19 protein-coding genes and 1 tRNA gene are annotated in these 25,436 nt (G+C 59.4%); 8 read left to right on the top strand and 12 right to left on the bottom strand.

What is annotated here, in order from left to right:
- Window positions 1-92 precede the first annotated feature (92 nt).
- Together WG936_RS05830 and WG936_RS05825 are read right to left on the bottom strand one after the other, a co-directional pair.
- A complete protein-coding gene (locus WG936_RS05830) occupies window positions 93-9,041 on the bottom strand; it encodes a fatty acid synthase subunit beta domain-containing protein (protein ID WP_445227938.1) in 8,949 nt (2,982 codons plus the stop codon).
- A gap of 210 nt (window positions 9,042-9,251) precedes the next feature.
- A complete protein-coding gene (locus WG936_RS05825) occupies window positions 9,252-9,437 on the bottom strand; it encodes a hypothetical protein (RefSeq protein ID WP_339565019.1) in 186 nt (61 codons plus the stop codon).
- A gap of 108 nt (window positions 9,438-9,545) precedes the next feature.
- Between WG936_RS05825 and WG936_RS05820 the strand changes: the two genes are divergently transcribed.
- Entirely contained in the window at window positions 9,546-10,172 is a 627-nt protein-coding gene (locus tag WG936_RS05820; RefSeq protein WP_339564964.1) for an RraA family protein, read from the top strand.
- Window positions 10,173-10,278: 106 nt separating this feature from the next.
- On the opposite strand, the gene WG936_RS05815 is transcribed toward WG936_RS05820, so the two are convergent.
- A tRNA-Leu gene (locus tag WG936_RS05815) sits at window positions 10,279-10,360 on the bottom strand.
- An 81-nt stretch (window positions 10,361-10,441) separates the two neighbouring features.
- Here WG936_RS05815 and WG936_RS05810 point away from each other — a divergent pair.
- Together WG936_RS05810 and WG936_RS05805 are read left to right on the top strand one after the other, a co-directional pair.
- A complete protein-coding gene (locus WG936_RS05810) occupies window positions 10,442-10,834 on the top strand; it encodes a hypothetical protein (RefSeq protein WP_339564965.1) in 393 nt (130 codons plus the stop codon).
- A gap of 2 nt (window positions 10,835-10,836) precedes the next feature.
- Entirely contained in the window at window positions 10,837-11,193 is a 357-nt protein-coding gene (locus WG936_RS05805) for a DUF3817 domain-containing protein (RefSeq protein ID WP_339564966.1), read from the top strand.
- 92 nt (window positions 11,194-11,285) lie between these two features.
- On the opposite strand, the gene nagB is transcribed toward WG936_RS05805, so the two are convergent.
- From nagB to WG936_RS05780, 5 genes are read right to left on the bottom strand one after another with little or no spacing between them, the layout of a single operon-like run.
- Entirely contained in the window at window positions 11,286-12,056 is a 771-nt protein-coding gene (nagB, locus tag WG936_RS05800) for a glucosamine-6-phosphate deaminase (RefSeq protein WP_339564967.1), read from the bottom strand.
- 2 nt (window positions 12,057-12,058) lie between these two features.
- On the bottom strand, window positions 12,059-13,195 hold the full coding sequence (locus WG936_RS05795) for an N-acetylglucosamine-6-phosphate deacetylase (protein WP_445227813.1): 1,137 nt from the start codon (window positions 13,193-13,195) through the stop codon (window positions 12,059-12,061).
- Window positions 13,188-13,880: a putative N-acetylmannosamine-6-phosphate 2-epimerase gene (locus WG936_RS05790; protein WP_339564968.1), complete on the bottom strand. Its 693-nt coding sequence runs from the start codon at window positions 13,878-13,880 to the stop codon at window positions 13,188-13,190. The genes WG936_RS05795 and WG936_RS05790 overlap by 8 nt, the downstream gene beginning before the upstream one ends.
- 3 nt (window positions 13,881-13,883) lie before the next feature.
- On the bottom strand, window positions 13,884-14,789 hold the full coding sequence (locus WG936_RS05785) for an ROK family protein (RefSeq protein WP_339572375.1): 906 nt from the start codon (window positions 14,787-14,789) through the stop codon (window positions 13,884-13,886).
- Window positions 14,782-15,489, bottom strand: coding sequence for a FadR/GntR family transcriptional regulator (locus WG936_RS05780; RefSeq protein ID WP_339572374.1), 708 nt, complete (start codon window positions 15,487-15,489; stop codon window positions 14,782-14,784). The genes WG936_RS05785 and WG936_RS05780 overlap by 8 nt, the downstream gene beginning before the upstream one ends.
- A gap of 272 nt (window positions 15,490-15,761) precedes the next feature.
- Here WG936_RS05780 and WG936_RS05775 point away from each other — a divergent pair, with 272 nt between their 5' ends.
- From WG936_RS05775 to WG936_RS05755, 5 genes are all read left to right on the top strand, one after another.
- Window positions 15,762-17,372, top strand: coding sequence for an ABC transporter substrate-binding protein (locus tag WG936_RS05775; RefSeq protein WP_339564971.1), 1,611 nt, complete (start codon window positions 15,762-15,764; stop codon window positions 17,370-17,372).
- 163 nt (window positions 17,373-17,535) lie between these two features.
- Window positions 17,536-18,501, top strand: coding sequence for an ABC transporter permease (locus WG936_RS05770; RefSeq protein ID WP_339564972.1), 966 nt, complete (start codon window positions 17,536-17,538; stop codon window positions 18,499-18,501).
- Window positions 18,501-20,513 (top strand): dipeptide/oligopeptide/nickel ABC transporter permease/ATP-binding protein, encoded by a 2,013-nt coding sequence (locus WG936_RS05765; RefSeq protein WP_339572373.1) that lies wholly within the window; start codon window positions 18,501-18,503, stop codon window positions 20,511-20,513. The genes WG936_RS05770 and WG936_RS05765 overlap by 1 nt, the downstream gene beginning before the upstream one ends.
- A gap of 2 nt (window positions 20,514-20,515) precedes the next feature.
- Window positions 20,516-21,313 (top strand): ABC transporter ATP-binding protein, encoded by a 798-nt coding sequence (locus WG936_RS05760; protein WP_339572372.1) that lies wholly within the window; start codon window positions 20,516-20,518, stop codon window positions 21,311-21,313.
- A gap of 16 nt (window positions 21,314-21,329) precedes the next feature.
- The gene (locus tag WG936_RS05755) at window positions 21,330-22,253 is read left to right on the top strand and encodes a dihydrodipicolinate synthase family protein (RefSeq protein WP_339564975.1); all 924 of its coding nucleotides are present in this window, start codon (window positions 21,330-21,332) and stop codon (window positions 22,251-22,253) included.
- Between the two features lie 58 nt (window positions 22,254-22,311).
- Here the strand turns inward: WG936_RS05755 and rdgB are convergent, their stop codons facing one another.
- The 4 genes from rdgB to murI form a co-directional block, all read right to left on the bottom strand.
- Window positions 22,312-22,914, bottom strand: coding sequence for an RdgB/HAM1 family non-canonical purine NTP pyrophosphatase (rdgB, locus tag WG936_RS05750; RefSeq protein ID WP_339564976.1), 603 nt, complete (start codon window positions 22,912-22,914; stop codon window positions 22,312-22,314).
- A complete protein-coding gene (gene rph / locus WG936_RS05745; protein WP_339572371.1) occupies window positions 22,914-23,648 on the bottom strand; it encodes a ribonuclease PH in 735 nt (244 codons plus the stop codon). Before rph ends, rdgB begins: the two co-directional genes overlap by 1 nt.
- 139 nt (window positions 23,649-23,787) lie before the next feature.
- Window positions 23,788-24,546 carry an MBL fold metallo-hydrolase gene (locus WG936_RS05740; protein WP_339564978.1) on the bottom strand — a complete coding sequence of 253 codons (759 nt, stop codon included), beginning with the start codon at window positions 24,544-24,546 and terminating at the stop codon, window positions 23,788-23,790.
- Between the two features lie 64 nt (window positions 24,547-24,610).
- A complete protein-coding gene (gene murI, locus WG936_RS05735) occupies window positions 24,611-25,429 on the bottom strand; it encodes a glutamate racemase (protein WP_339564979.1) in 819 nt (272 codons plus the stop codon).
- Between the last annotated feature and the right edge of the window lie 7 nt (window positions 25,430-25,436).

Raw genomic sequence — 25,436 nt, 5'->3', positions numbered from 1 at the left:
CAGCGCTCGCGCCCACCGCGACACAACAACAAGCCCCGCTCCCCGCCCCTAGCAGCTAAGGCATCGGGGGCGGGGCTGCGCCGCCGTCCGGGCTATGCCTGCATCACGCCGTCGATAAGCCGCGCGGATTCGGAGAGCAGCATCGCTGCCTCGCGTTCTTTGGCCACCGCGCCGGTGCCACCCAAGTTGCGATCAACGGGCTTTTCGTAGAGCGCAGCGCCGCCGTGCATGGCGCCGAGGACGCGGCGCAAACCGGCCTCCTCGCGGTCTGCGGCCGCGGCCTGCCAGGATGCCAGTCGGGAGCCCAAAGCAGCCTCAAACGCAGCCGGATGCACGATGGCGATCAACGCAGATACGTGTCCGAAGCCCAGAGAGGTAACCAGACCAGCCTTTGGTGCACGACTACGCAAGTCAAGCGCAGTACGCAACCACACCAAGTGTTCGTTCTTTGCCAAAGCAGGATCCACGCAGTCCAGGGAACGGTTTGGCGGAACCACGCCAGAACGCAGCACCTGAGTCAGCCCTATCATCTGGAAGGCCGCAGCACCACCCTTTGCATGGCCGGTTAGGGCCTTCTGGGAGATCACGAACAGTGGATTACCCTCAGTACGACCGATCGCGCCTGCGATGCGAGTGTGTAGATCAGATTCGTTCGGATCATTGGCTTCTGTCGAGGTGTCATGCTTGGAAATAATCGCAATTTCATCAGCGCTAACGCCCACGGCAGCCAATGCGTGGACCAATCGAGAATCCGTACCTCCACGCGCAGCACCCAGCGCACCGAGGCCAGGAGCCGGGATAGAGGTATGCGCGCCATCGGCAAAGGATTCGGCAAAGGCCACGACACCGAGCACTGGTAGCCCAAGATCAGCTGCTACCGAGGCACGCGCCAGCAGAATCGTGCCACCACCTGCGGATTCAACGAATCCGCCGCGACGACGATCGTTGGCGCGGGAGAAGAACTTGTCCTCGATTCCCTTGCCTCGCATCTCACCAGAGTCTGCCGTGGCTGCCATGTCGCCGAAGCCGGTGATGCCTTCCATGGACAGATCATCCAAGCCGCCGGCAACCACAAAATCGGCTTTGCCAAGGCGAATCTTGTCCATGCCTTCTTCTACGGACACTGCTGCCGTGGCACACGCGGCGACCGGGTGGATCATCTGTCCATAGCCGCCTACGTAGGACTGCATGACGTGGCCAGCCATCACGTTCGGTAGTGCTTCCTGCAGAATGTCATTCTGCCGTGGCTCAGCGAGCATGCCGTCGATGAACAAGGAACGCAGAGAGGCCATGCCACCCATGCCTGTTCCCTGTGTCGAGGACACCCGGGTTGGGTGCAATGAGCGCAGGATTTCCGCCGGAGTGAAACCGCTGGACAGGAAGGCATCCACCGTGCATACCAGGTTCCAGACGGCAACCCGGTCCAGGTTGTCCATCATGTCAGCTGGGATGCCATAAACCGATGGATCGAATCCCTCAGGGATCTGGCCACCGACGAAACGGGACATCGCCATTCGGCGTGGCACACGCACCGCGGAGCCTGCCTTACGGGTCACGATCCACTCCCCTGCCTCTGCGTCGAAGTGAGCCGTGGTGGTGTCGGGTTCCGAATCTACAAAGGTGCGGGCGGCAGCCTCATCGGAGACATTGAAGCTCAGGTCGCGGTCCAGGTAGACGGTAGTCAGCTCCGGCATGAGGTTATCCACCATGCCGAAGTCATCGTGGTACTGGCGCACGCCGACACGAGCAAGAACCTCGTCGTGGAAACGCTCGAAGATCTCTTCTTCTGCCACCGGTTCATCGGAAGCGTCGTACCAACCTGGCTTTGGATCCTCATCCCAGTGGATCAGCCCCATGGACCATGCCAGCTCGGTGACGCCAGCGGCGGAGAGGTCACCGTTCAGCTCGGCGTCGAAACGCGTCCGGGCAGATCCATACGGGCCCAGCTCGCCAGCACCAACGATGACCACCATGTCTTCGAGGCGTTGCGTTACCTCGAAGGACGGCGTGGTGGTTTCGAATCGGCGGTACGGGGTAGGCAGCGCCTTGAGCGTGCGTGGTTCCTCCACATCCTCCGCTTCGACAGCTGCTGCAGCCGCATTTCGTGCCAGCTCAGCCAAATCCAAATCCGCCTCGCCGAGACCACCGGTGAAGTCCTTGGTGATCGGATCCTGCGCAGCAGACTTACGGACCGTTGGCTCGATCTGAGAGAGCAGCTCCTCGGCGATCTCAGAGGTAGCGTAGGTGCGCACGCCAGCCGACTCCACAGCATCGACCAGCGGATCGTTGCCGCCCATGAGGCCAGTGCCGCGCACCCAACCGATGAGAGCGTGGACGAGGGAGGTACGAGCGCCCCAGACAGGTTCTGCATGCCAGCGGGTAACCAGCGCGTCAAGGGCGGCCTTGGACTCGCCGTAGGCACCGTCGCCACCGAAACGACCACGGTTCGGCGAACCTGGAATCACCACATGCAAGCGCTTGCCGATCTCAGTATCGACGCCGATTGCGGACAGCCCCGCGATGAGCCGCTCAACCGACCAGAGCAGCAGTCGCATCTGGTTCTCGGCCTGCGGGCCAGCATCCACAAGGGAACCGGAAACGCGAGGTGCCGCGAATGGGAACAGCAAAGTCGGAACCAGCGCAGCCTTCAGCACCTTCTTAGCACCGTTGACCGTAGCCGTCTGCTCAGTACCAATCCATTCGATGATGGCATCCAAATCCTGGTAAGAGGACAGGTTAGCTGGAACAACCCACAGCGCAGCCTGACCGCGGGCAGCGCTGCGATAAAGGTTCTTGTAGAACTCGAGGCGCTCGTGGCTCAGGCTCGACGTAGTCACGATGACCGTAGCGCCACCTGCGAGCAGCCCTGCTGCGACAGCGGCCGCAATGGAGTTCGGGGACGCGCCCGTCACTACCGCTAGATCCCCGGCGTACTCCAAGGCTTCAGTCGAACGTGCTTGTGCCGCCAGCTCCGTCAGACCGAAGTACTCTGCCTGCTTAGCGACGGCCTCGCCTGCGCCAGTCACATCAATCTCGGTGAGCTCGCCCAACGCAAACCGGGCGATGTCTTCGCGAGCAGAGGCCCAACGGTCGTCGAGGAGCACTGACTTGTTCGCGTCAAAGGACGGGGCCACCTGACGTGGCCAGTCCGAACCCAGTTCCTTAGACACGAGCTCAAAGAGTGCCACGCTGTCATCCTGCTCAGCGAGCTCATTCTGATGCGTTTCATTGAGCCCCAGGGAGGACAAGATTGTGCGAGCAGTTTCCGCAAGGACACCCTCACGACCGGTCACGGCCTCAGCGAACTCGCCGAGCGCAGCGGAATCTACGACTCCACCGCCAGCGCCTCCTGCCGATGGCAACGCAACGGAAACGCCCCGGCGCGCCGCTACGGCCTGTACTGCGGCGTCGATGAGCGCATCGAGTTCAGCAGCGTTACTTGGGGTGGCAGGGCTCAGCGAAGCTAGGTCACCGCCGCGCAGGGAGGAGCCCTCCCGAGCCCCCATCACTACCGCTGCCTGGACATGGTCGGCCCAACCCGGGCCGAGCTGCCACGTACCGGTGACGCGTTCGGCAATGTAGCTCGGGCGCTTGCCGGTCGGGCCGGTGATGCGGCGGAGGGCATCTGCGGAAGCATCGGAAAGCACCGGGCCGAAAGCAGAGTAGCCCTTGGCCATGCGGGAAACAGTATTCTTCAGGTCCTCCAGTTCCGCATCGGCAGCACCATCAATGGCGCCCAATCCGAACTCCACGCCGAGGTCCAGCAACAATTGGTTACGGCGAGAGGAAACGCCTTCTACCAGCGTTTCAATGGAATCGCTTGCCCCCATTTGCTCTGGGCGCACCTTGGTCCAGATTGCGATGAGCATCTCGGTAGCGTCGGATGGGGTGAAAGCAATGTCCTCCGGGCGTGGTCCCCCGGTTGCAGCTGGTGCTACGACGGCAGGAGCTTCGGTAGGTGCCTCCGCAACGTTCTCGGAGGCTGCCGGTGTTGCTGTTTCCAGGTCTGTATCCGCTTCGACTTCGCGAGTAATGGCATCAGTGGCGAATACTGTGGTGGCATCGCGCTCAACGTTGAGCACCTCGATGTCTACATCGCGGTACTGCGGTAGGCGTAGGGTCTGGCCGAGCATGTTCGCGATAGTCGGCGCAGATCCCACGCCTACCTCTACGAAGCGCTCCACATCGAGTGACGTCAGTGCCAAGTGTTGCGTCTCGATCCAACGCACTGGAGAGGCGAATTGCCAGGCCAGGAGCTCGATGAGGAGGGTGCGTGCGAGCTGTTGTTCATCTGCTCGGGCACCGTCGTAGTCGGCAAGGATGGCGTCGAGAAGCGGGCTGGAGACCACCTCGGTCATGGCCACCACGAAGTCCCGCTCGAGAGAAAACGGGCGCGCAACCAGGTTGGGAATGTAGCGGCCAACCAGGATGTCCAGGTCGATCTCATGCGGGATCAAGGAATCCAGATGATCGCGGAATGCGCCTACACCGTCCCGTAAGTGTGAGGAGTGGAAGGGAACGTCGATGCCTGGGATCTGGATGAAGGCACGCTGCCCTGGTGCCCGCTTCTCGGCGTCGGCCGCCAGTGCTGCGAGTCCGGCGCGAGTGCCGGCAACAGCGTACTGGACACCGGCAATGTTGTAGTTCACGATCTCAACGAACTCGCCCGACTGTTCAGCGATCTTGGCAACATAAGGGAACACGTCCGCAGCGGAAATGCCCATCTTGTTGGGGCGCAGCGCTGCCAGGCCGTAGTTGGAAACGCCCCGTTCATCGCGCTCCACCAACCGGTGCATGGTCAGTCCACGCTGATAAACAATTTCCAACACGGCTTCGAGGGAGAGCACGCCGGCATAGGCTGCGAGGGCGTTGTACTCGCCGACGGAGTGGCCTGCGAAGTAGGCACGCTGGTTGAGCGCCGCAGCTTCGCGCATCTCAGCAACCTGAGCACATCCCAGCGTTGCCATGGCTACCTGGGTGAACTGGGTCAGGTACAGCACACCGTCGGGGTGCTGGAACTTCTCGCCCTGAACGATCACTTCCTGTGGGTTGTTTCGGACGATCTCCAGAATGGAGTAGCCGAGTTTCGCGCGGGTGTGCGCATCAGCGCGATCCCAGATATCGCGAGCCGCTGCGGATGATTGATAAGCAGCCATACCCATTCCTGGCGATTGGATGCCCTGACCTGGGAAGGCGTAGAAGGTGGTTGGTGCGGCCATGACTGCAGTGCCGGTCATGACCATGGTGCCATCCACCTTGGCAACGATCTCACGGACTTCGCCGAAGCCTGCGCGCTTATCGACGCCCGCGCGCTCCACGGTGAACTCGATCTCCGCCCCCGGCAGGATCGGTGCCAGCATCGTGGCGGTGTATTCAATCACCTTCTTTGGCTCAGAGCCCTCAAAGCCGGAGGATGCGATGAGTTCGGCGATAGCTGAGGTCCACATGCCGTGGACGATGACGCCGTCTGGCAGCCCGGCCAAGGAGGCAGCCACATTGGAAACGTGGATCGGATTGCGGTCTCCGGATACCACCGCGAATGGCTTCATCGAGGTCGGGGCGACCACCTTGGCGTAGGCGCGGAAGGAGCGTGGCGTATCGACGACGGTTGGGAATACCGAAGTGTTAGTGCGGGCAGTGGTCTTGCCGTTGCGGCCGCGGATGGCAAAGCGCTCGGATAGCTCCGCTGCGAGGCATTCTCCTCGATCAGGATAGGTGGCGTAGACCCGAGCACGCACCACTACGACGCGACCCATATCAGTATCAGACACCTCGTCTGCGGTGGCTTCAACGCGGATAGGGACGCTGCGGGTTGGCAGCGCATCCGGCTGAGCTTCCACCAGTTTGATGTGGTGTTCCAGGTGGACCAAGGACAGCATGCCTTCAACAACTGAAGCGGAGTCGGTGCCGGGGATAACGGCAGACTTCACAGCTGAGAAGATTGCCGGCCAAGCCAGGCCCACGATGACGTCGGGGGCGGTGCCTCCGGGGCGTACGGTGCGATCCAAGTAGGCAGCGGTGACATTGTTGTAGTCGGCGATGTGCTCAAGCGAAAGCTCGGTGTGCCACTGCGCTGAACCATCCTTGATTTCCGCCAATTCGCCGCCCGCCGCGATGCGGGTGAGTTCCCCCATGGCGGCTTCCGCGTCCGCTTGAGTCACTGCCGGCACGCCCGCGCCTTCCGGCAAGGTGAATCGGATCTTCAGCTCAGCGGTGGTGCCTGGCGCGGTGGAACCGGACAGCGGCACTGTCAACTCTGCGTGGTCCGCATCGAGGTCACAGATGGCAGCACCTGTTGGCGCGTGGGTGGCCGAGTCGCGGGTTTCGCTTAGCTCCCAGGCAGCTAGGTCTCCAAGGCGGGCCACCATAGATGCGGTGTTGCGGCCAGCCCAATAGGTGCCGTCTGCGGCCAATACCCGCTCGGTGGCGGTCTGCACTGTTTCGATGCCTTCACCGAGGCGCTCGATAGTGGCCTGGTTGAAGCGCGCGAGCAGTTCCGCGATCGGTTCATTGGCCTTGGTGATTCCCGCTACCGCTGCAGGTCCGGGAATGATGCAAACTTCGTCAGCGCTGTAGCGCTCGTCGTGTGCCTGCCAGAGGGAGTCTGAACGCCACCAGCGACGCACGTCCTTATCGATGACCGGCACAAAGTTCACCGGCTTGCCCGGGGTACGGCACAGGCCGAGGAACCACGCGATGTCTGCTGGGTGTAGCAGGTCAGCAGTTGGGTAAAGCTCACTGAGCTTTGCGACGGCAGCAGCCGGGTCTGTTCTCAGCTCCACCTGTGGCTCGAACTCGCCGTGATCCTGCGAGATGAGGCGGGATTCGGTGCGCTCGAGCATCTGTGCAAAGCGGTTCTTCCAGGAGACATCGGTCCACTGACCGTCCACCGGGCCGGAGAGCTCCAAGTAGCGGTTCAGCCAGCTCTCGTAGGTCATTTCAGCTAGGTCACCGAAGTACACCTTGCAGGTCTTGGCCATGGCAGCGATGATCTCCTCGCGGCGCTCAGCAACTGCTGCGGCATCGCCGGCAACCTCGTCCAATAGCCGTCCGCACTGTGCGAAGGAGTTATCGATCTCGTGGATATCAGCACCAAGCTGGGAGCGGCCCGAGGCCATTCCAAAAGCGCCCTTACCTGCACCGACCCATTCGTCCTGCCCCTTGGTCTCTACGAGCAGCTGTTTGACGGATTCGGAGGTCTTCGCTTCTTTAGCCGCCATGGCGGCGGTACCGATCAAGATGCCGTCGACAGGCATAGCCGGCAGGTCGTACTTTTCGGACCAGGTGCCTAGCAGGTAATCGGAGGCGCGCTCCGGGGTGCCGATGCCACCGCCGACGCAGAGAACGGTGTTTTCCGTGTCGCGGATCATGCCGTAAGTAGCGATCAGAAGCTCGTCAAGCTCTTCCCAGGAGTGGTGCCCGCCTGCTTTGCCACCCTCGACATGCAAGATGATCGGAACTTCAGGGACCGCGCGTGCGATTTCCAGAATCTGACGGACTTGTTTGACGGCTCCTGGCTTGAATGCGATCCAGGGGAAGCCGTTACCGCGCAGCTCGTGAATGAGCTCTACAGCCTCGTCAAACTCGGGGATACCCGCGGTGATGACGATGCCATCGATCGGGGCGCCGTTGAGCCGGGCTTTCTGCACTAGGCGCTTGCCGCCAATCTGCATCTGCCACAGGTATGGATCCAAGAACATGGAGTTGAACTGGGCATTAACCCCCGGGTTCAACAGCGAATCGAGCTTTTCGATGTTCGCATCGAGAATCTCCGGGGCGACCTGACCACCTCCGGCAAGCTCTGCCCAGTGGCCAGCATTGGCAGCGGCCGCGACGATCTCTGGGTCAACTGTGGTCGGAGTCATTCCGGCAAGCAGCATCGGGCTGCGGCCCGTGAGCTCGGTGAACTTGGTAACAACGCGCCCGTTTTCAAGGCGCGGAAGGAAATCGCAGTAACGAGTTGGCAGAGTTGGGGCGCTGCCGGCGTCGAAAAGCGCGGACTGACCGGTGTGGGTGCCGATGCTCAAAGCGGCTGCCCCGCGCCCGGAGACGATCTGGTTGCTTAACGCAGATACGCCCTCGCCTGGGCCAACGTCGAGTAGCCACCGCACCCCATCATCGACGGCCTCGGTTACCTCCGTCACCCAATCTTCGACTACGACGAAGGTACGCCCGGCCAGCTCATTAGCGAGATTCGCATCCAACCCAGCCTGCTGCGCCCAAGCGGTAGCTAGCTCAACCGCTGGCTGCATCTGAGAATGGTGGAAAGCGATCTGCACGTTGAGGAAGGCAAACTTCGGGGCGAATGGCGCGCCGCCACGCTTCTTTTGCTCGATCTCGCGGGCATCTTTCGCGGCCAGCTTTTCCAGCTTGGCTTTGAGAGCGCGCAACTCTGCTGGGGCCCCTACGGCTACAAACCAGTTGCGACCGTTACGCAGGCCAATCTCAATGTTGGTGCCCTGAATCGCCTGGGATAGCTGTTCACGTGCGATGCCCTGAATGGACAACATTGGGCTGGTTTCACCGTCGGCGACCAGGCGCAGTTCCCGGGCTACTTTGCTGCCGGCGGCCCCTATCAGCTGCGCAATTGCCAAAAACTCGGCCGCGCGGGTGAGGTCGCGCAGCGCGTAGGCCCCGAGGATGCCCTGCGAATGCCCCAGCGCAGTGTGCGCCGCCTCGACGTCTAGCCCCTGCGCTTCCAAGGTCATGAGGGTGGCAAGCTGCGCCGTGAGAATGCCAGGAACGCTTATCGACGCCATGGTCGTGTCAATCAGTGGTGGCTGCTCGGAATCGGCCCAATTCACAGGGTCGAAACCGAAAGGGCGTGCTGCTGCGATCTCATCTGCTACCGGAGCGAGTTTCGCTGCTGCCTCACGAACAATTTCCGCGATGTGACGAGCGGCGCCTGCAGACATTGATGTCCGTAGGCTGGCGAGCCAATCATAGCCTTGGCCTGCGAACACCAGGGCAAATGGCGTCTCAGCGAGTTCATCAATGAGGCAGTTTTCGCCTGCTACTCGCAGAATGTGCTGCTCAGTCACGTAATTTCCTCTTTCTTTGGGCGGGTATTGCAAGCGCCTTTAGGTGCACTTCTCCCAGATGTGCGGGATAACGCAAGCAAATATGCCACAGATCGTGAGGAAACCGTCATGTTTACACGAGAGTTAGTTAGCGTGTCGAAACTGTTCGGCCATGCTTTTTGCAGGTTGAAATATGTTTTCGGGATAAAAAGTAATTCCCGACCAGCTCCCCTACATTTGGGGGTGTTCTTCAGAATCGAGAACTTCGAGCACTAGCCCGCGCACTTGCTCGAGACTTTCGCCAGGTAATTCCACGTCACCGTCAAAGACCTGGCATTCACTTTCCGGAACAACCGCATCGGACTGCACGATGCCTCGCTCCGCCAAGTATTCGTCAATATGCCTTGAAATGCTCATTTCTCCTCCTTGCCCCAGCTTTAGCCTACTGACCGGCCTAGTTTTCGCTAGATTGGGATCTGCGTCACTATTCCTTATTATTATGACTCCAATTCCAAAGGGCCGCGCATGACCACATCACTCCCCACCGTAGGCACCACCGGACTGGCCAATGTCGTCGAAGACTCCGCCGTCATGGATTCCGGTATTCGGCCGCTCATTGACGGCACACCACGCATCGCAGGCCCCGCATACATCGCACAATGCGGCCCCGGCGACAATCTGATGATGCACGCGGCCATTTACCGCGCCCAGCCCGGCGATATCATCGTCTGCCATGCTGGAGACACTGCGGCAGCTGTCGCTGGAGGCAACGTATGCGCAGTAGCCCAACAGCGGGGCATTGCCGGTTTTGTCATCGACGGCAATATTCGTGATGTCGAAGAAATCCGAGAGCTCGGCCTGCCAGTGTATGCCCGGGGACTCTACCCAAAACCCGGCACCAAAAAAGCTCTCGTTCCAGCCGAGACTGTCACCGTGGGCGAGGTCCGCGTACACAACGGTGACATCGTAGTCGCCGATGAAGACGGCATCGTAGTCATGCCCGCCGATCAAGCAGCTGAGATCATGGCTCAAGCTGCGGATAAAGAAGCGGCCGAAGCCGAGGCTGGATTAGCTGCGTGGACTCAAGACCACCGCGCAAAAGTACGTGCAGCGCTAGCAGCCGCAGGAGACTTCGAAGGATTGCCGGAGTAGTTTACTTCGTTTCCGGGAAGCCCCCTACCCAAAAAGCAAAACACTAGCGGCCACCCGCACTTGATTGGGTGGCCGCTAGCAGTTGCGATCCAATGACCGCTCGTTGTGGGCCTGGGGAGACTTGAACTCCCACGTCCTAAGACACTGGAACCTAAATCCAGCGCGTCTGCCAATTCCGCCACAAGCCCGTGGTCATTAACATGGTACACGGCGAAGTCACACAGCTAAAATCGTGGCTCTTGCAGGCACAACAGGTACACTATTGCTTTGTGAGTGAAGATGTCGAACCTAAAAAGCCTCAAACACGGGTCAAAGCATCGCACATTGTGTTTGTCACCTTGGCGGTGCTGGCCACGTTAGGACTCGCCTACTGGCAGTGGACTAGGTTCCGCGCAGGTTCCGGCACCTTCCAAAACCTCGGTTACGCTATCCAGTGGCCTGCTTTCGGTTTCTTCATTGTCTATGCCTACCGGCGGTACATTCAGTTGGAGCAGGAACTGGAAACCACTGGCGTGGCCCCGGTAGAAGCTGAAAAGCAAAAGCGGGCCGAACAGGGTGAAATAACAGAGATCGACGAAGAATTCCTGCCCGAGCGCCCGCAGATTAACGTTGAGGAGTTCAACGCACTGAACGAACCTCGACGCAGAAAACGACAAGGATAAACATGACTACTCCACAGGTCCATCCAGAACGCAAGGCCCGCGTCGCTAAGGCGCTGAAGATGTTCTCCATCGCAGCCTTCGTAACGGGCATTTGGCTTCTGATTTTGGTCTCAGAGATGGTTTATAAGTACCTCATTCTGCCGTCTCCTGATGATGCCCCGGGCTGGTTCTTCTATGTTGCGCAGGCTCACGGCCTGTTCTACATGATCTACCTGGTCACTACCGTTAACCTCGGCATTAACGCCCGCTGGGAGCCGCTGAAGTGGATCACTACTGCGCTCGCGGGGACGATTCCCTTCCTCTCCTTCGTCGCCGAACATCGCCGTCGCAAGGAAGTAACCGCCCAGTACCAGCTCTAGTTAAAGAGCGAAGCGATCCGAAAGCCCCCGGGTGACTGCCGTTGGGACTTTCGGATCGCAAGTTTTTCTACAGCTAGCTACTCAGTTCGCCTTCAGAAGCCTTGGCCTGCTGGTTTGTTATCCAAAGCAAAGCGGTAGTAGTCACGATTCTTTAGGGCTGCGGCAGCCGCCGAATCGAGCACGACGGTAGCGTGTGGGTGCAACTGCAATACCGAGGCTGGACACCAGGCCGATAGTGGCCCTTCCACCAGTGCTGCCACGGCCTCCTGCTTCCCAGCACCAGTGGCGATCAGCAAGAGATGTCCAGCTTCTAGAATCGTCCCCAGCCCCTGTGTGAGCACATGGCGTGGCACTTGGTCTTCATCGCCGTCGAAAAATCGCGCGTTGTCCCGGATCGTTTGCGGATGCAGCGTCTTCAGGCGGGTGCGCGATGCCAGTGATGACCCAGGTTCGTTGAACCCGATGTGACCATCGGAACCAATTCCGAGGAGCTGCAGATCCACGCCACCGGCCTCCTTGATGGCAGCGTCGTAAGCCGCCCCAGCCATCAACGGATCTGCGCTGGTGCCGTCGGGACTGCGCACTGCCGAATCGTTGATATCGACGCTTTCGGTGAACTCGCGGCGGATCGTACGGAAGTAGCTTTGTTCGTGCTCTCGAGGCAAACCGACATATTCGTCCAAAAGGAATGCCTTGCAATCAGCAAAGCTCAGCCCCTCCTCGCGGTGACGCCGGATTAATTCCTGATAGGTTTTTACCGGCGTGGAACCGGTGGCTAACCCGAGAGTTTTCCCTGCCCGCGCATATGATTCGATGATGTCCGCCGCGACCAGTTCCGGGCGCTCGGTGATGACAATTTCCACTGTTAACCTACTTCTTCTGCGTCCCGGAATACCCGGGTGATCTGCAAGTTCGAGTCGCACAGGACGAAGTTTGCCGGCGTGTTCAGCGCGATGCTCGCGCGGTGCGACTGACCTACTAGGTGATGCCCGCTGGTGCAGGCCTTAAGGATTTCTGCCAGGGGGCGCCCGGCGCGTGCTTGTCGACGCAATTGATCAATGATTCGCGACGTGCCACCTGCAATAGCACCTTCTGAACCATCACTCGTGCTCAGGCGCGCGACACCATCCGCGACAGTCACATCGAGCGCGCCCAGGGTGTACTGCCCATCAGCCTTACCAGCTGCGGCCATGGCGTCAGAGACGAAGGTCACCCGCTCCGGGCCAACTAGATTCAGCACCATGTTTACTGTTGCATCGTCGAGGTGAACCCCATCGGCGATGAGTTCAACCGTCGCTTCTCCGGCGGCAGCCGCCTCGAGGAGTGCAGCGACGGCACCAGGGCTACGGTGATGCAGCGGTGGCATCGCATTGAACAGGTGAGTCGCCGTTACGCTCGCACCCCGCTTGACGGCATACGCAATGATCGCCGCGGTTTCCGGTGCGGTGGCATCAGTGTGTCCCAGCGAAACAATGACATTGTTGTCCGCGCACAAGCCGATGAGTTCTTCTACGTTTTCTGTCTCTGGGGCAAAGGTGATGGATCGTAGCTGACCACGGGAGGCCTCGATCATGCGCTGCAATAGATCGGGGTCACCGGGGATGATCGCAGCTGGATCTTGAGCTCCGCAGCGGCAAGCGTTGACGAATGGCCCCTCCGCGTGGATGCCATCAATGGCTCCCATGTCCACGACGTCGGCAAGCAGGCTCAACTGCGGCAGCAGCCGTTCCTCTGGTAGTGACACCGTAGAGGCGAGCAGCGTCGTCGAGCCATTGCTGCGGTGGTAACGCGCGGCAGCCAAACAGCCCTCGAGATCTGAGCTGGGAAAAGACTCCCCCGCGGCACCATGCGTATGGATATCGGCGAGCCCCGGAAAAGCAATTAGTTCCGCAGGTGCGTCGACGGCTTCCATGCCCACGATGGTGCCATCGGAGATGGTGATGTTGTGCGTGCCTAGGTCTGCGCCCGGCAGCACCACTGTGGCCAGGAATGACTCAGTCATGAGCAGCCACCACAAATTGATTGGTAACCCAGGCGACATCGGTAATTGCGGTGCCAACGATGATGGCGTCTGCGCCCGCTTGCCGGCCTAGCCGGACGTGGTCTGGGCTGTGGAAGCGTCCTTCACCGATAAGGAACACCTGGTCACCGAGGTGGGTGCGGATCTCCTTAATCAGCTCCAAGTCCGGCCCGTTCGTCTTCTGCCGATGTTCCGTGTACCCAGCCAGGGTCGTGGAAATCAGATCCGCACCAGCCTCATGTGCTGCCACGGCTTCCTCCGCAGTTGCGATATCTGCCATTGCTAGCGCGCCCGCTTCGTGCACGGCGTGGACCTGCTCGGCGAAAGTAGAGCCATCCTGACGGGGACGAGAAGTGGCATCAATGGCGACCACAGTGGCGCCCGCCTTGGCGACGGCCACTGCCGAAGCCACGGAAGGAGTGATGTACACGCCGGTATCGCCTTCCTTAGTCAACCCGATGACCGGCAGGCTAACCGCATTCGAGATGGCCTCAATATCTGCGAGCCCGCCGTAGCCACCGCAACGGATTGCGGTGCTTCCTCCTGCCTCGGCAGCTTTCGCAAGAAAGGCCATGGTGCGCGTGTCGCGGAGCGGATGCCCATCGGGGGCTTGTACGGACACAATGAGACTGCCTCGAACGGTATCGAAGAAGGTGGTGCTGTTCACTGGTTATTCTCCTTTGCAAGCCAAGCTGGCCAAGTACCCGGCGCCCACGAGTGGCGCATTGGTGCCCAGCTGGGCCGGCAGAATTGGGATGGTATCTATTGGGGGCAGCGCGTGCTGCCGGAAGCCTGCGATAATTGGTTCCAAGATCGGGGCGCCGATGGCGCCGACACCGCCGCCAATGATGAGGGCATCTATGTCGATCGCTGAGGCAAAACCCGCGAGAGCCTCCCCAAGGGCGATCATATTGCCGCTCACCACCGCGCGGGCGCTTTCTTCACCTGCGTGATAGCGCTGCATGATTTCGGGGAGTTGAATGTCACTGCCGGTCAGTTCGTTATAACTCCGGGCCAAGCCCGGCCCGGAAGCAAAGTCTTCCACCGGTGCAGCCTGCCCATTGGGGACTCGCCCGAGAATTGCCCGCAGCTCCCCCGCAGTATGGTGCGGTGAATCGATGAGGCGTGCGCCACGAACAAGTGCGCCCCCCACTCCGGTTCCCAAACTGACAAACAAGGTGTTGGCTACCCCTTGGGCGGCACCGAAGACGGATTCACCGAGCCCCATGATGCGGACATCGTTATGAATAGCCAGCGGGATATCGAATTCGGCGCGAATGGCGTCTGCAATGCTCGTGCCAGCCCACCCGGGCATGGTCGGTCCTGCAGACACGACTCGACCCTCGAATGGGTCAATCACTCCTGGCGCGCCCACTCCGATGGCCCGGATGATGCCTTTGCGCGCCGCGGCATCTTCTGACAATTGGCGAAGCACCTGCAGTACGGCAGCCATGACGTCATGGGACGGGGTTGGGGTGCGTCCGGTGTTGAGCACGGTGGTCGGGTTGGTGGCGTCGATAAGCGCATAGGCAATCTTGGTGCCACCAATGTCTATGCAGGCATAAAAATCAGTCATGTATCTTCTCTTCGATCATGCGCTTGAGGGGGCCATAGTGGACTTCAAGAGTGCGGAGGAGCTGCGCCTCATCCCTTGCTTCAAGAGCTTCAACCATGCTGAGGTGTGCGTCAACGGTATCCCGCAAGTCTCTTTCGCGATCCAGCTTGAGTTGGGGCACTGCCTTGGTGTGCACTTTCCATAGCGCCATATATAGCTCTTGGATGAGCTGGTTAGAGAGTTTGCTGTTGAGCTCTTCATGGAATCGGCCGTCAGCTTCGGTGATGGATTCACCTTTTTCAAAGCACTCTTGCATCTCAGCAACGATTTCACGTAGCCGATCCGTGGGATGCTGGCGGTAAGCAGTGATAAGTTTCGGCGCATTGAATTGATCAAATGCGATGCGGGTATCCACCACTTGTTTGAGGTTGCGCAGGGCACTGTCTTGATCAATGGTCAGTCGCAGTGTGAGCCCGTCCACCAAGGGGGCGAGCGACATCTGCCCAACATAAGTGCCGTGCCCGTGGCGGATCTCCACTACATCGAGCGAAGCAAGGGTACGCATGGCTTCACGAACTGAGCTTCGGGAAACTTCTAGCAGCTCACACAGTGCGGCTTCTGAGGGGAGCATATCTCCGGGCTTGAGAGAATTATCACGAATATAGTTCTCAATCTCCGTAACTGTGGGATTGAGCTTGGGTTTTCCAAGCACCTTTGACATTGCTGTTCCTTTTGGTCATTGGGAGGGCCACATTACTCGGCGATTCCGCCTGCTCATCGACGGCCCCGTAAGACTTACTCGCAGGATTTTGCTTTCCCAATTGACTTTAGCAGAAATCCTGTACAACATCGGACGTCTGACGTATGCTGTATTTATCCACTGGTGGACGGTGACTCGTTTGCCAGAATTTACTACCCCATAACTGCAAATCGGCAGAAATCGTTTTCCATCGCCTTCTCAAGGAAATGGAAGACTCCACGAAAGGAAGCACCATGACCCGCGCATACTCCCGTCGCGATTTCATGAAGATCACCGGAGCGCTCAGCGCCGCCGCCGGACTCTCCGCCACTCTCGCCGCTTGTGGCAGCCCCGCTCAAAACGGTGGCAGCAATGCCCCCGCAGCCGACCCAAGCGCTAAGAAGGCTGACGGCACCCTCACCGCAGCGATCTCCTACGAGCTCGGAACTAACGGCTACGACCCGATGAGCACCACCGCGGCCCTTACCGTGGCAGCCAACTGGCACACCCTCGAAGGCCTGACCGAAATGGATCCGGCAACCGGCAAGGTCAATGCAGCCCTGGCCAAGGACATGCCAAAGGCCTCCGGCACCACCGCTGAGGTTGTCCTCCGCGACGGCGCACAGTTCCATGACGGCAGCCCAGTGACCGCCGAAGACGTCGTCTTCTCCTTCGAGCGCGTCTTAGACAAGGCAAATAAGTCTCTCTACGCATCCTTCATCCCATTCATCGAAAAGGTGACTGCCAAGGATGAGAAGACTGTTGAGTTCACCCTCAAGCACGAAACCGGCGTCTTTGCCGATCGCCTCGCCGTGGTCAAAATCGTCCCTAAGAAGGCTGTAGAAGCGGGTGCCGAAGCATTCGCCGCCAAGCCAATAGGTTCCGGGCCTTACAAGATGACAGATAACGGTGGTACGTCCAAGAACATTCAGTTCGAGCGTTTTGACGCATACAACGGTCCACGGCCAGCGCTGGCCAAGAAGATGAATTGGCAGATCATCCCAGACGCCTCCACCCGCACCAACGCCATTCAGTCTAAGACTGTACAGGCTATCGACTCCGTGCCGTATCTCTCCGTCGAGCAGCTGAAGGCAGTTTCCACGGTAGAATCAGTCCAGGGCTTCGGCCTGCTGTTCGCGATGTTCAACTGCTCGCCAAACAGCAAATTCAACGACGTGAAGAATCGCCAAGCCTTCATGTATGCCCTCGATATGAACAAGATCATCGAGACCGGCATGCTCGGCCAGGCCACCGCCGCCACCAGCTTCCTCCACAAGGAGCACCCGAACTACAAGGAAGCAAAGAACGTCTACTCGTTCAAGCCAGAAAAGGCACGGGAGCTGTTCGCCGAAACTGGACTGACGGAAATGCGCCTGCTGTGCACTGACCACGACTGGGTCAAGAAGTGTACCCCACTCATCGAGCAGTCCCTCACCGGCGTGGGGATCAAGGTGGAATTCATCGAGAAGAAGTCCTCGGATGTCTACAACACCATCGATGGCAAGCCGGAAGCATACGACGTGGTCATTGCACCAGGCGACCCATCTGTCTTTGGTACCGACCCAGATCTGCTGATGCGCTGGTGGTACGCAGGCGACACCTGGACCGATAGCCGCATGCACTGGAAGGGCAGCGAAAGCTACACCGAAGTCCAGCAACTGCTGGATGAGGGTCTCAAGGCAACCGACACATCAGTCCAAGATAAGAAGTGGGCCGAGCTGTTAGACAAGATCTCGGAAAACATCCCGCTCTACCCATTGTTCCACCGCAAGAGCACCACGGCCTGGGACAAGTCCACTCTGATTGATTTCAAGCCGATCTCACTGACCGGCCTTTCCTTCCTGGATGTCGCTACCACCAAGTAGTCCAGACTTCAGCAGTCAATTCACCGGCCGGCCCGCTAGCTGCACCTTCACCTGTAAAGGCAACCTTTCTGGGCCGGTCGGCCCGTGACACACGAACTTTGACGTTGAGCACTGCCCATCGCAAGAAGTTGGGCGGGAACTCAACCGGAATTAAGGACAGCATATGTCAAACCTCGTCCGCCTCATCGGAAGACGGCTGGTGGCTCTCCCGATCATGATCCTCGGAGTGACTTTCCTGGTCTTCTTCATCATGTCCTTCAGCCCCGCAGACCCGGCGCGTCTCGCACTCGGTGAATCTGCATCCCTTGAAGCGCTCGCAGAATACCGCGAAACTCACGGTCTTAATGACCCACTGCTCGTGCGCTATTGGGATTTCCTCATGGGCATGCTGCGCGGTGACCTAGGAACCACCACCGGTAGCGCCTCGGTAACCGATGTCGTAGCCAAAGCATTCCCCATCACGCTGCAGCTGACTTTCCTCGGCCTCATCATCGCCGCTGTCATCGCGCTCGTGCTGGGCGTTGTTGCAGCGCTGTACCGCGACAAGTGGCCAGACCAGCTCATTCGCGTCATTTCCATCGCGTCGCTAGCAACCCCGTCCTTCTGGCTGGCAATCTTGCTGATCCAGTGGCTCGGTACCATCCCCGGCGGCATGGGAATGTTCCCCGCCCTGATTACTGCCTGGGTGCCGCTCGCGGAGAACCCTGCGGTGTACATGAACAACATGTTCTTGCCCTCCTTCGCGTTGGCGGTTCCCGTCGCAGGCTCCCTTACCCGCGTGGTACGAACCGCAATGGTGGAAGAACTCGACAAGGATTACGTGCGCACCGCGATCGGCTCGGGCATTCCGAAGTCGGAGGTTATTTCCCGCAACGTGCTGCGCAACGCACTGATCACACCGATCACAGTCCTCGGTCTACGCGTCGGCTACCTCATGGGTGGCGCCGTGATCATTGAAATTATCTTCAATATTCAGGCAATGGGCCAGCTCATCCTCGACGGTGTTACACGCAACGACGTTTACCTCGTCCAGGGCGTGACCCTTACGGTGGCCATCGCCTTCATCATCATCAACATCATCGTGGACATGCTGTACGTCCTCGTTAACCCACGCATCAGGAGCATCTAATGCGTAGAAAACTCACTGAAAAACTAGAGTCCCAGGCCGGACAGCGTTTCCAAGGCATCAAGGCACTGCCCATCGCCTCCAAGTTCGCACTCGGCTTCCTGACGTTGGTGGCATTGATGGCGATCTTCGCACCGCTGCTCTCCGGCTACAACCCATTGGAATCCAACGCGCCGGTACAGCCACCAAGTGGTCAGCACTGGTTTGGCACTGACGCCATTGGACGAGACATCTTCTCCCGCGTCTTGTACGGCTCCCGCGCTTCCCTGGTCATCGGCATGTGCGCTACCGTTTCGGCCCTCGCCATCGCCGCAGTACTCGGCTCAATCGCAGCCACCGCTGGCAAGGCAGTATCCGAAGTACTGATGCGCATCTTGGACATCATCATGTCCTTCCCAGGCATCGCACTGGCAGCCGTCTTCGTCGCCGTGTTTGGCAATTCCCTGCCTGTCCTGGTCTTCGCCATCGGCTTCCTCTACATCCCTCAGCTGTCCCGCGTGGTACGCGCCAACGTCCTATCCGAATTCGGCGAGGACTACGTTTCCGCAGCTAAGGTGATGGGCGCGAGCATTCCGCACATCCTGTTCAAGCATGTCGCCCGCAACACCATCGCGCCGATCGCAGTGTTTGCCACGGTGCTGGTTGCAGACGCCATCGTCTTCGAAGCCTCACTGTCCTTCATCAACGCTGGTGTGAAGCCACCACTACCATCGTGGGGCAACATCCTTGCCGATGGTAAGCAACTGCTGCTCACCGGCGCTTGGTGGCCCACGTTCTTCCCAGGCCTGATGATCCTCATCACGGTGCTAGCGCTGAACATCTTGTCCGAGGGGCTCACCGACGCCATGGCGTCGCCACGCATCAAACGCACCATCCGCGTTACTGACGACGACCCCAGCATCAACACCGCAAAGTCGCTTGGCTCGCTTTCCGACGAAGAGGCTCGCGCCGCGCTTGATGTTTCGCTCGGCAAGCTGCACGACGCCGAGAGCGTCGAGAATCGCCGCCTGGTGTACACCCGCGCAGAAGAACCATTGATCCAGGTCAAGGACCTCTGCATCGCCTTCCCGGAGGCACACGGTGACGTCAACATTGTTGACCACGTCAGCTTCGAGATCTCCCCTGGCGAAACCATGGGCTTGGTCGGCGAATCCGGCTGCGGCAAGTCACTGATCGCTATGTGCATCATGGGGCTGCTACCACCCACGGCCCGTATCACCGGTGAGATCAGCTACGACGGCAAGAATCTGCTGGAGATGACTACGGAGGAGCGCAATGCACTCCGCGGTCATGACATGGCTATGATCTACCAAGACGCCCTCAGCTCCCTGAACCCATCCATGCTGATCCGCACCCAGCTCCAGCAGCTGATTCGCCGCGGTGGCAAGCGCACTGCGGAAGAGCTCATGGAGTTGGTCGGGCTGGATCCGGATCGTACGCTCAAGTCCTACCCTCACGAGCTCTCGGGCGGCCAGCGCCAGCGTGTTCTGATCGCCATGGCACTGACCCGCAACCCGCGTCTGCTCATTGCGGACGAACCAACCACTGCGTTGGATGTTACCGTCCAGCACCAGGTGGTTGATCTGCTCAACGAACTGCGGGAGAAGCTGGGCTTCTCCATGATCTTCGTCAGCCATGACCTCGCGCTCGTAGCGAAGCTGGCCCACAAGATCACAGTGATGTACGCCGGCCAGGTTGTCGAACGCGGTAATACGCGCGAACTACTCACCGACCCACACCACGAGTACACCCGCGGCTTGCTGGGCGCTGTGCTGTCCATCGAGGCGGGGGCTAATCGCCTCTACCAGGTACCGGGAACGGTGCCGAGCCCACGGGACTTCATCGACGGTGACCGCTTCGCACCACGCTCCCGCCAGCCAGAACTAGGCATCGGGCAGAAGCCGAAGCCACGCGCCGTTGCTGGTTCCACCACGCATTACTACGCCGCCACGGACGACGCCTTTGCGACTCGTAACGGCACTGGTTCTGTTCGCATCGCTCAGAAGGAGAAGTGATCATGCCGACACCTAAAGCACAAAGAATCATCGAGCTCAAAGATGTCAACGTGATTCACAAGACCCGTACCGGCAAGCTGTTTCGACCAGACACCGTGCATGCCAACAAGGACGTGAATTTCTGGGTGGATCGCCGGGAAGTCGTCGGCATCGTTGGCGAATCCGGCTGTGGCAAGTCCACGCTGGCACGCGTCATGGTCGGCCTGCAAAAGCCCACGAGTGGCACGGTCTTCTTCCACGAGAAGCCCCTCAAGCACTCCAGTCGTGACCGCAAGGAAATCGGCCGCTCCATCTCCATGGTGTTCCAGGATCCAGCTACCGCGCTGAATCCCCGCATGACGGTGAAGGATCAGCTGCTCGATCCGCTACGCGTGCACCACATCGGTGATGAGAATTCCCGCCTCAAGCGAGTTCAGGTGCTGCTTGATCTGGTTGGTCTTCCGCAGTCTGCACTCGATGTACTGCCCCGCCAGATCTCTGGCGGTCAGCGCCAACGTGTGGCGATCGCCCGCGCCCTCGCGCTCGAGCCCGACCTAATCATCGCCGACGAGCCCACCTCTGCACTCGACGTTTCCGTCCGTGCCCAAGTGCTCAACCTGCTCACCGACCTGAGGTCTGAACTCGGGCTTGGTCTGGTTTTCATTTCCCACGACATCAACACTGTCCGCTACATCGCGGACCGCATGTGCGTGATGCTCAAGGGCGAGATCATTGAGCAACAACCAACGGACGATCTTTTCGCCTCCCCGCAGCAGGAGTACACCCGTACCTTGCTCGCCGCAACCCCATCTTTGCTCTAAGGAAGTAGCAATCATCATGAACGGAATTGTTTCCGGCATCATCCCTCCCCTGCTCACCCCACTGACTGAAACCGGCGATGTGGACTATGCGTCCCTCGGCAACCTGGTTGAGCGACTCGTCGGTGCCGGTGTAGACGGCATCTTTGTCCTCGGTTCCTCCGGCGAGGTCGCTTTCTTGAGCGACGACGTCCGTGACCAGGTGATCGCCAAGGTCCTTGAGCTTGTCGACGGCCGTTGCCCGGTCTACGCCGGCGTCATCGACACCCAGACCAACCGCGTCATCGAGCACATCCAGCGGGCAGAAAAACTCGGCGTGCAGGCAGTAGTCGCCACCGCCCCGTTCTATGCCATCACGGGTCCAGCCGAGATCGAAGCACACTTCCGTGCCCTCCGCACGGCCACTACTCTGCCGATCATTGCCTACGACATTCCAGTTTGTGTCCACAGCAAACTTGCACCGGAGCTATTGGTGCAACTCGGCGCCGAAGGAGTTCTTCAGGGAGTAAAGGACTCCTCCGGTGACGACGTCTCCTTCCGACGACTCTGCATGCTCAACAAGGCAGCTGGATCCCCTATGAAGGTGCTCACCGGACACGAAGTAGTTGTCGATGGCTCCTATCTTGCAGGAGGAGACGGCTGCGTCCCAGGGCTCGGCAACGTTGACCCAAGTGGCTATGTTCGCATGTGGCAGGCTTTCCAATCCGGCGACCTACGCCAGATGAAGGAAGAGCAAGATCGGTTGGCACGACTCTTTGAAATCGTCTTCACCCCAGTGGGCAAGGTCGGCCCAGCCGCCGGTGTCGGCGCATTCAAGACTGCTTTGGAACTCATCGGCGTCATCAAGACCAACACCATGAGCGTACCGATGACCCCAATCTCTGATTCCGCATCGCGTGAGGCCATCGAGAAGATCGTGCGGGAGGTGGGCCTCATCGACTAAACGAAACCTACCTTCTCACTGTGCCCCTGCGACCCCCTCCTTCGCAGGGGCACAGTCATTAGGAAAGCCGAGAAATAACCGGCACCAACTGCGCTAATGCCTTGCCACGATGTGAGCGGGCATCCTTTTCCGCCGGGGATAGCTCTGCCGATGCGCGCCCTTCGGCGTCTTCAGGCAAGAAGAGCGGATCGTAACCGAATCCCCCCTCGCCACGGCGTTCCCGAAGCAACGTGCCCCGCCATTCACCGCGTGCCACATGCTCCGTGCCATCTGGTAACACGAGTGCGCACACCGAGACGAAACCGCAGCTCCTTCGCCCATCAGGAACATGCGCCATCTGACCGAGCAACAACTCGTTGTTGGCATCATCGTCACCATGCCCGCCCGACCACCGGGCAGAGAGCACACCCGGCATTCCGTTCAGTTCATCGACGGCGAGACCGGAGTCGTCGGCAAGCGACGGCAATCCAGTTGCAGCGGCCCCGGCGCGCGCTTTGATCAACGCGTTGTCTTGGAAGGTGCGGCCGTCTTCGATCGGTTCCGCATAGGGTGCCACATCCGCGGTCAGGAGGATCTCCACGCCCGCGATGCCAGCGGCATCCAGCACGCGTTGAAGTTCTTGTGCCTTCTTCTTGTTATTCGATGCCAAGTACAGCTGCATTAGAGCGCCAACTCCAACGCTGCTTTCTGGGCTGCGATCAACTCACGGCACCCCTTTTCTGCGGCATCGAGGAACAAGCCCATCTGGGTGCGACTAAAGGTTGATTCTTCGCCGGTGCCCTGGATTTCTACGAACTCACCTGATTCCGTCATGACCACGTTCATATCTACCTCGGCACGGGAATCTTCCTCGTAAGGCAGATCAAGGCACACTTTGCCATCAATGAGACCGACAGAGACCGCAGCAACAGGAGGCAGTAGCGGATTGCCCGGCACCACACCACGCGCACTCAGGACAGCGATGGCGTCGGCAAGCGCAACATACGCCCCGGTAATCGAAGCCGTTCGCGTGCCGCCATCGGCTTGCAGCACGTCACAATCGATGTTGATCGTGTTCTCTCCCAGCTCCTTGAGATCAACGGCAGCCCGCAGGGACCGCCCAATCAAGCGAGAAATCTCGTGAGTACGCCCCTTGACCTTGCCCTTCATAGATTCCCGCGGCATGCGATCGTGCGTGGAACTTGGCAGCATCGCGTACTCTGCGGTGAGCCAGCCTTCGCCGGAATCCTTCTTGAAGCGGGGCACGCCCAACTCAACAGAGGCAGTGCACATGACACGGGTATTCCCGAACTCCACGAGCACGGATCCCGCCGGATTCGTCGTGAATCCGCGGGTGATGGAAACGGGACGTAGTTCATCAAGTGCGCGCCCATCGGCGCGGGTGAAAGAAGTCATGCCTTTCAGCGTACTCATTTAGCGCGACGACGATCATGATTCCACGATCATGATTATGAGAGAAGTCCACGCCGCAAGATGGAGATAGCACAGCTTCTACTCTCGAAATCATGATCGTAAAATCATGGCAGACGAGCGGTTAAAACTCAAACACCATCCCGGACTCGCCAATGACCACTTCGCCATCGAAGTTCTCCTGCGCACCGCGCAGTGCCCCAGCTGCATCGCCCCATGGCGGAATATGCACGAGGACCAGCTTTTTTGCCCCAGCCCGGGAAGCGATCAGTCCGGCTTCAGAGCCACTGAGATGCATATCTGGAGCTTTGCCTGCGCTTTCATAGCCCCAGGTGGCTTCGCAAAGGAACAGATCTGCGTCTCGAGCACACTCGACCAAGGAGTCGGTGTATGCGCTGTCAGCAGAGTAGGCGATGACTTTTCCTGAGGTCGCTTCGGTGACACGAAGGCTGTAGGTTTCCACTGGGTGGATCGCTGGGAACGGGGTGATTTGCACCCGGTCGACGATCTGTGGCGTTCTTGCCGTCCAAGGGGTGAAGGCGAAGGTGTCGGAGAGGTCGTCCGCTCCCTCGAGGTTCAGAGGCCCCAGATGCCCGGTGGTGTCCGCAGGCCCGAGCAAAAGGTGGCGGGATTTCGCCGGGCTAGCCGGATGGTATCGGCGCCACACAATGAGCGAGGGAAGATCTAGGCAGTGATCGGCGTGGAGATGGCTCAGCACCACGTGCAGATCGGAAGGATCCGCCAGTTCTTGCAGTTTGGCAAGCACACCGGGGCCGATGTCCATCAGGACACCCGGAGCGTTATCTACCTGCACCAGATAGCCCGAAGGAGGGTTGGCTGGCGAAGCGGTGCTACCACTGCAGCCAAGAATGGTCAGCTTCATAACTTAACTTTCTCATGAGTGAGCCAAAATCGCGATATTTTTGCCAGGAAGTTTCTTGGCGAGGCTACACCCTGGGATGTGATGCCACTGTGGTGATACTTGGCCCGAGGAAGCGTTGCGATAGTTGCGCGAAAAGGTGCGGGTCGCCGGTGGATTCAAAACTGCGCGTAGGCTGCGGATGCTGCTCGGGATCGGCTAACAGGTCTTTCTCGCTGAGCACTCGCAAGACATCTTTGGCGGTTTCTTCGGCACTGGATACTAGTGTCACGTTCTCCCCCATCGCCAGTTGGATAACGCCTGACAGCAACGGGTAGTGCGTACATCCCAACACCAGGGTATCCACGCCTGCTGCTTGTAGTGGCTCCAAATATGCCTCCGCCACGCCCAAGATCTGCCGACCAGAAGTGATGCCTCGTTCCACAAAATCAACAAAGCGCGGACATGGTGCTGCCACACACTCGATGTTTGGGGCAGCAGCAAACATGTCTTGGTAAACACCGGAATTGATGGTGCCCAAGGTACCAATCACGCCGACTTTGCCATTGCGGGTAGTGGCCACTGCACGTCGTACTGCAGGCAGGATAACCTGTACCACCGGGACGTCGTAACGCTCGCGCGCATCACGCAGAAAGGCGGCGGTGGCGGTGTTGCAGGCGATGACCACCATCTTGCATCCCCGCTCCACCAGTTCATCAGCGATTTTGGTGGAATGCTCACGCACCCGCTGGATCGGCTGTGGCCCGTACGGTCCATTCGCAGTATCGCCGATATAGATAATGGACTCGTGGGGCAACTGGTCAACAATTGATCGCGCAACAGTCAAACCGCCCACACCGGAGTCAAAAATACCAATGGGGGCGGATGCATCAGGGGTTTTAGTCATAACAGAT

The organism is Corynebacterium sp. H127 (assembly GCF_037482665.1).
Lineage (GTDB): Bacteria > Actinomycetota > Actinomycetes > Mycobacteriales > Mycobacteriaceae > Corynebacterium.
This window is presented reverse-complemented; position numbering and strand designations above follow the sequence as displayed.

Bases quoted from the DNA above. Each gene is read 5' to 3' on its own strand.
- WG936_RS05825 (WP_339565019.1), bottom strand. From the start codon at position 9,437: ATGAGCATTTCAAGGCATATTGACGAATACTTGGCGGAGCGAGGCATC.
- WG936_RS05820 (WP_339564964.1), top strand. From the start codon at position 9,546: ATGACCACATCACTCCCCACCGTAGGCACCACCGGACTGGCCAATGTC.
- WG936_RS05805 (WP_339564966.1), top strand. From the start codon at position 10,837: ATGACTACTCCACAGGTCCATCCAGAACGCAAGGCCCGCGTCGCTAAG.
- WG936_RS05795 (WP_445227813.1), bottom strand. From the start codon at position 13,195: ATGACTGAGTCATTCCTGGCCACAGTGGTGCTGCCGGGCGCAGACCTA.
- WG936_RS05785 (WP_339572375.1), bottom strand. From the start codon at position 14,789: ATGACTGATTTTTATGCCTGCATAGACATTGGTGGCACCAAGATTGCC.
- WG936_RS05780 (WP_339572374.1), bottom strand. From the start codon at position 15,489: ATGTCAAAGGTGCTTGGAAAACCCAAGCTCAATCCCACAGTTACGGAG.
- WG936_RS05775 (WP_339564971.1), top strand. From the start codon at position 15,762: ATGACCCGCGCATACTCCCGTCGCGATTTCATGAAGATCACCGGAGCG.
- WG936_RS05770 (WP_339564972.1), top strand. From the start codon at position 17,536: ATGTCAAACCTCGTCCGCCTCATCGGAAGACGGCTGGTGGCTCTCCCG.
- WG936_RS05765 (WP_339572373.1), top strand. From the start codon at position 18,501: ATGCGTAGAAAACTCACTGAAAAACTAGAGTCCCAGGCCGGACAGCGT.
- WG936_RS05760 (WP_339572372.1), top strand. From the start codon at position 20,516: ATGCCGACACCTAAAGCACAAAGAATCATCGAGCTCAAAGATGTCAAC.
- WG936_RS05755 (WP_339564975.1), top strand. From the start codon at position 21,330: ATGAACGGAATTGTTTCCGGCATCATCCCTCCCCTGCTCACCCCACTG.
- rdgB (WP_339564976.1), bottom strand. From the start codon at position 22,914: ATGCAGCTGTACTTGGCATCGAATAACAAGAAGAAGGCACAAGAACTT.
- rph (WP_339572371.1), bottom strand. From the start codon at position 23,648: ATGACTTCTTTCACCCGCGCCGATGGGCGCGCACTTGATGAACTACGT.
- WG936_RS05740 (WP_339564978.1), bottom strand. From the start codon at position 24,546: ATGAAGCTGACCATTCTTGGCTGCAGTGGTAGCACCGCTTCGCCAGCC.
- murI (WP_339564979.1), bottom strand. From the start codon at position 25,429: ATGACTAAAACCCCTGATGCATCCGCCCCCATTGGTATTTTTGACTCC.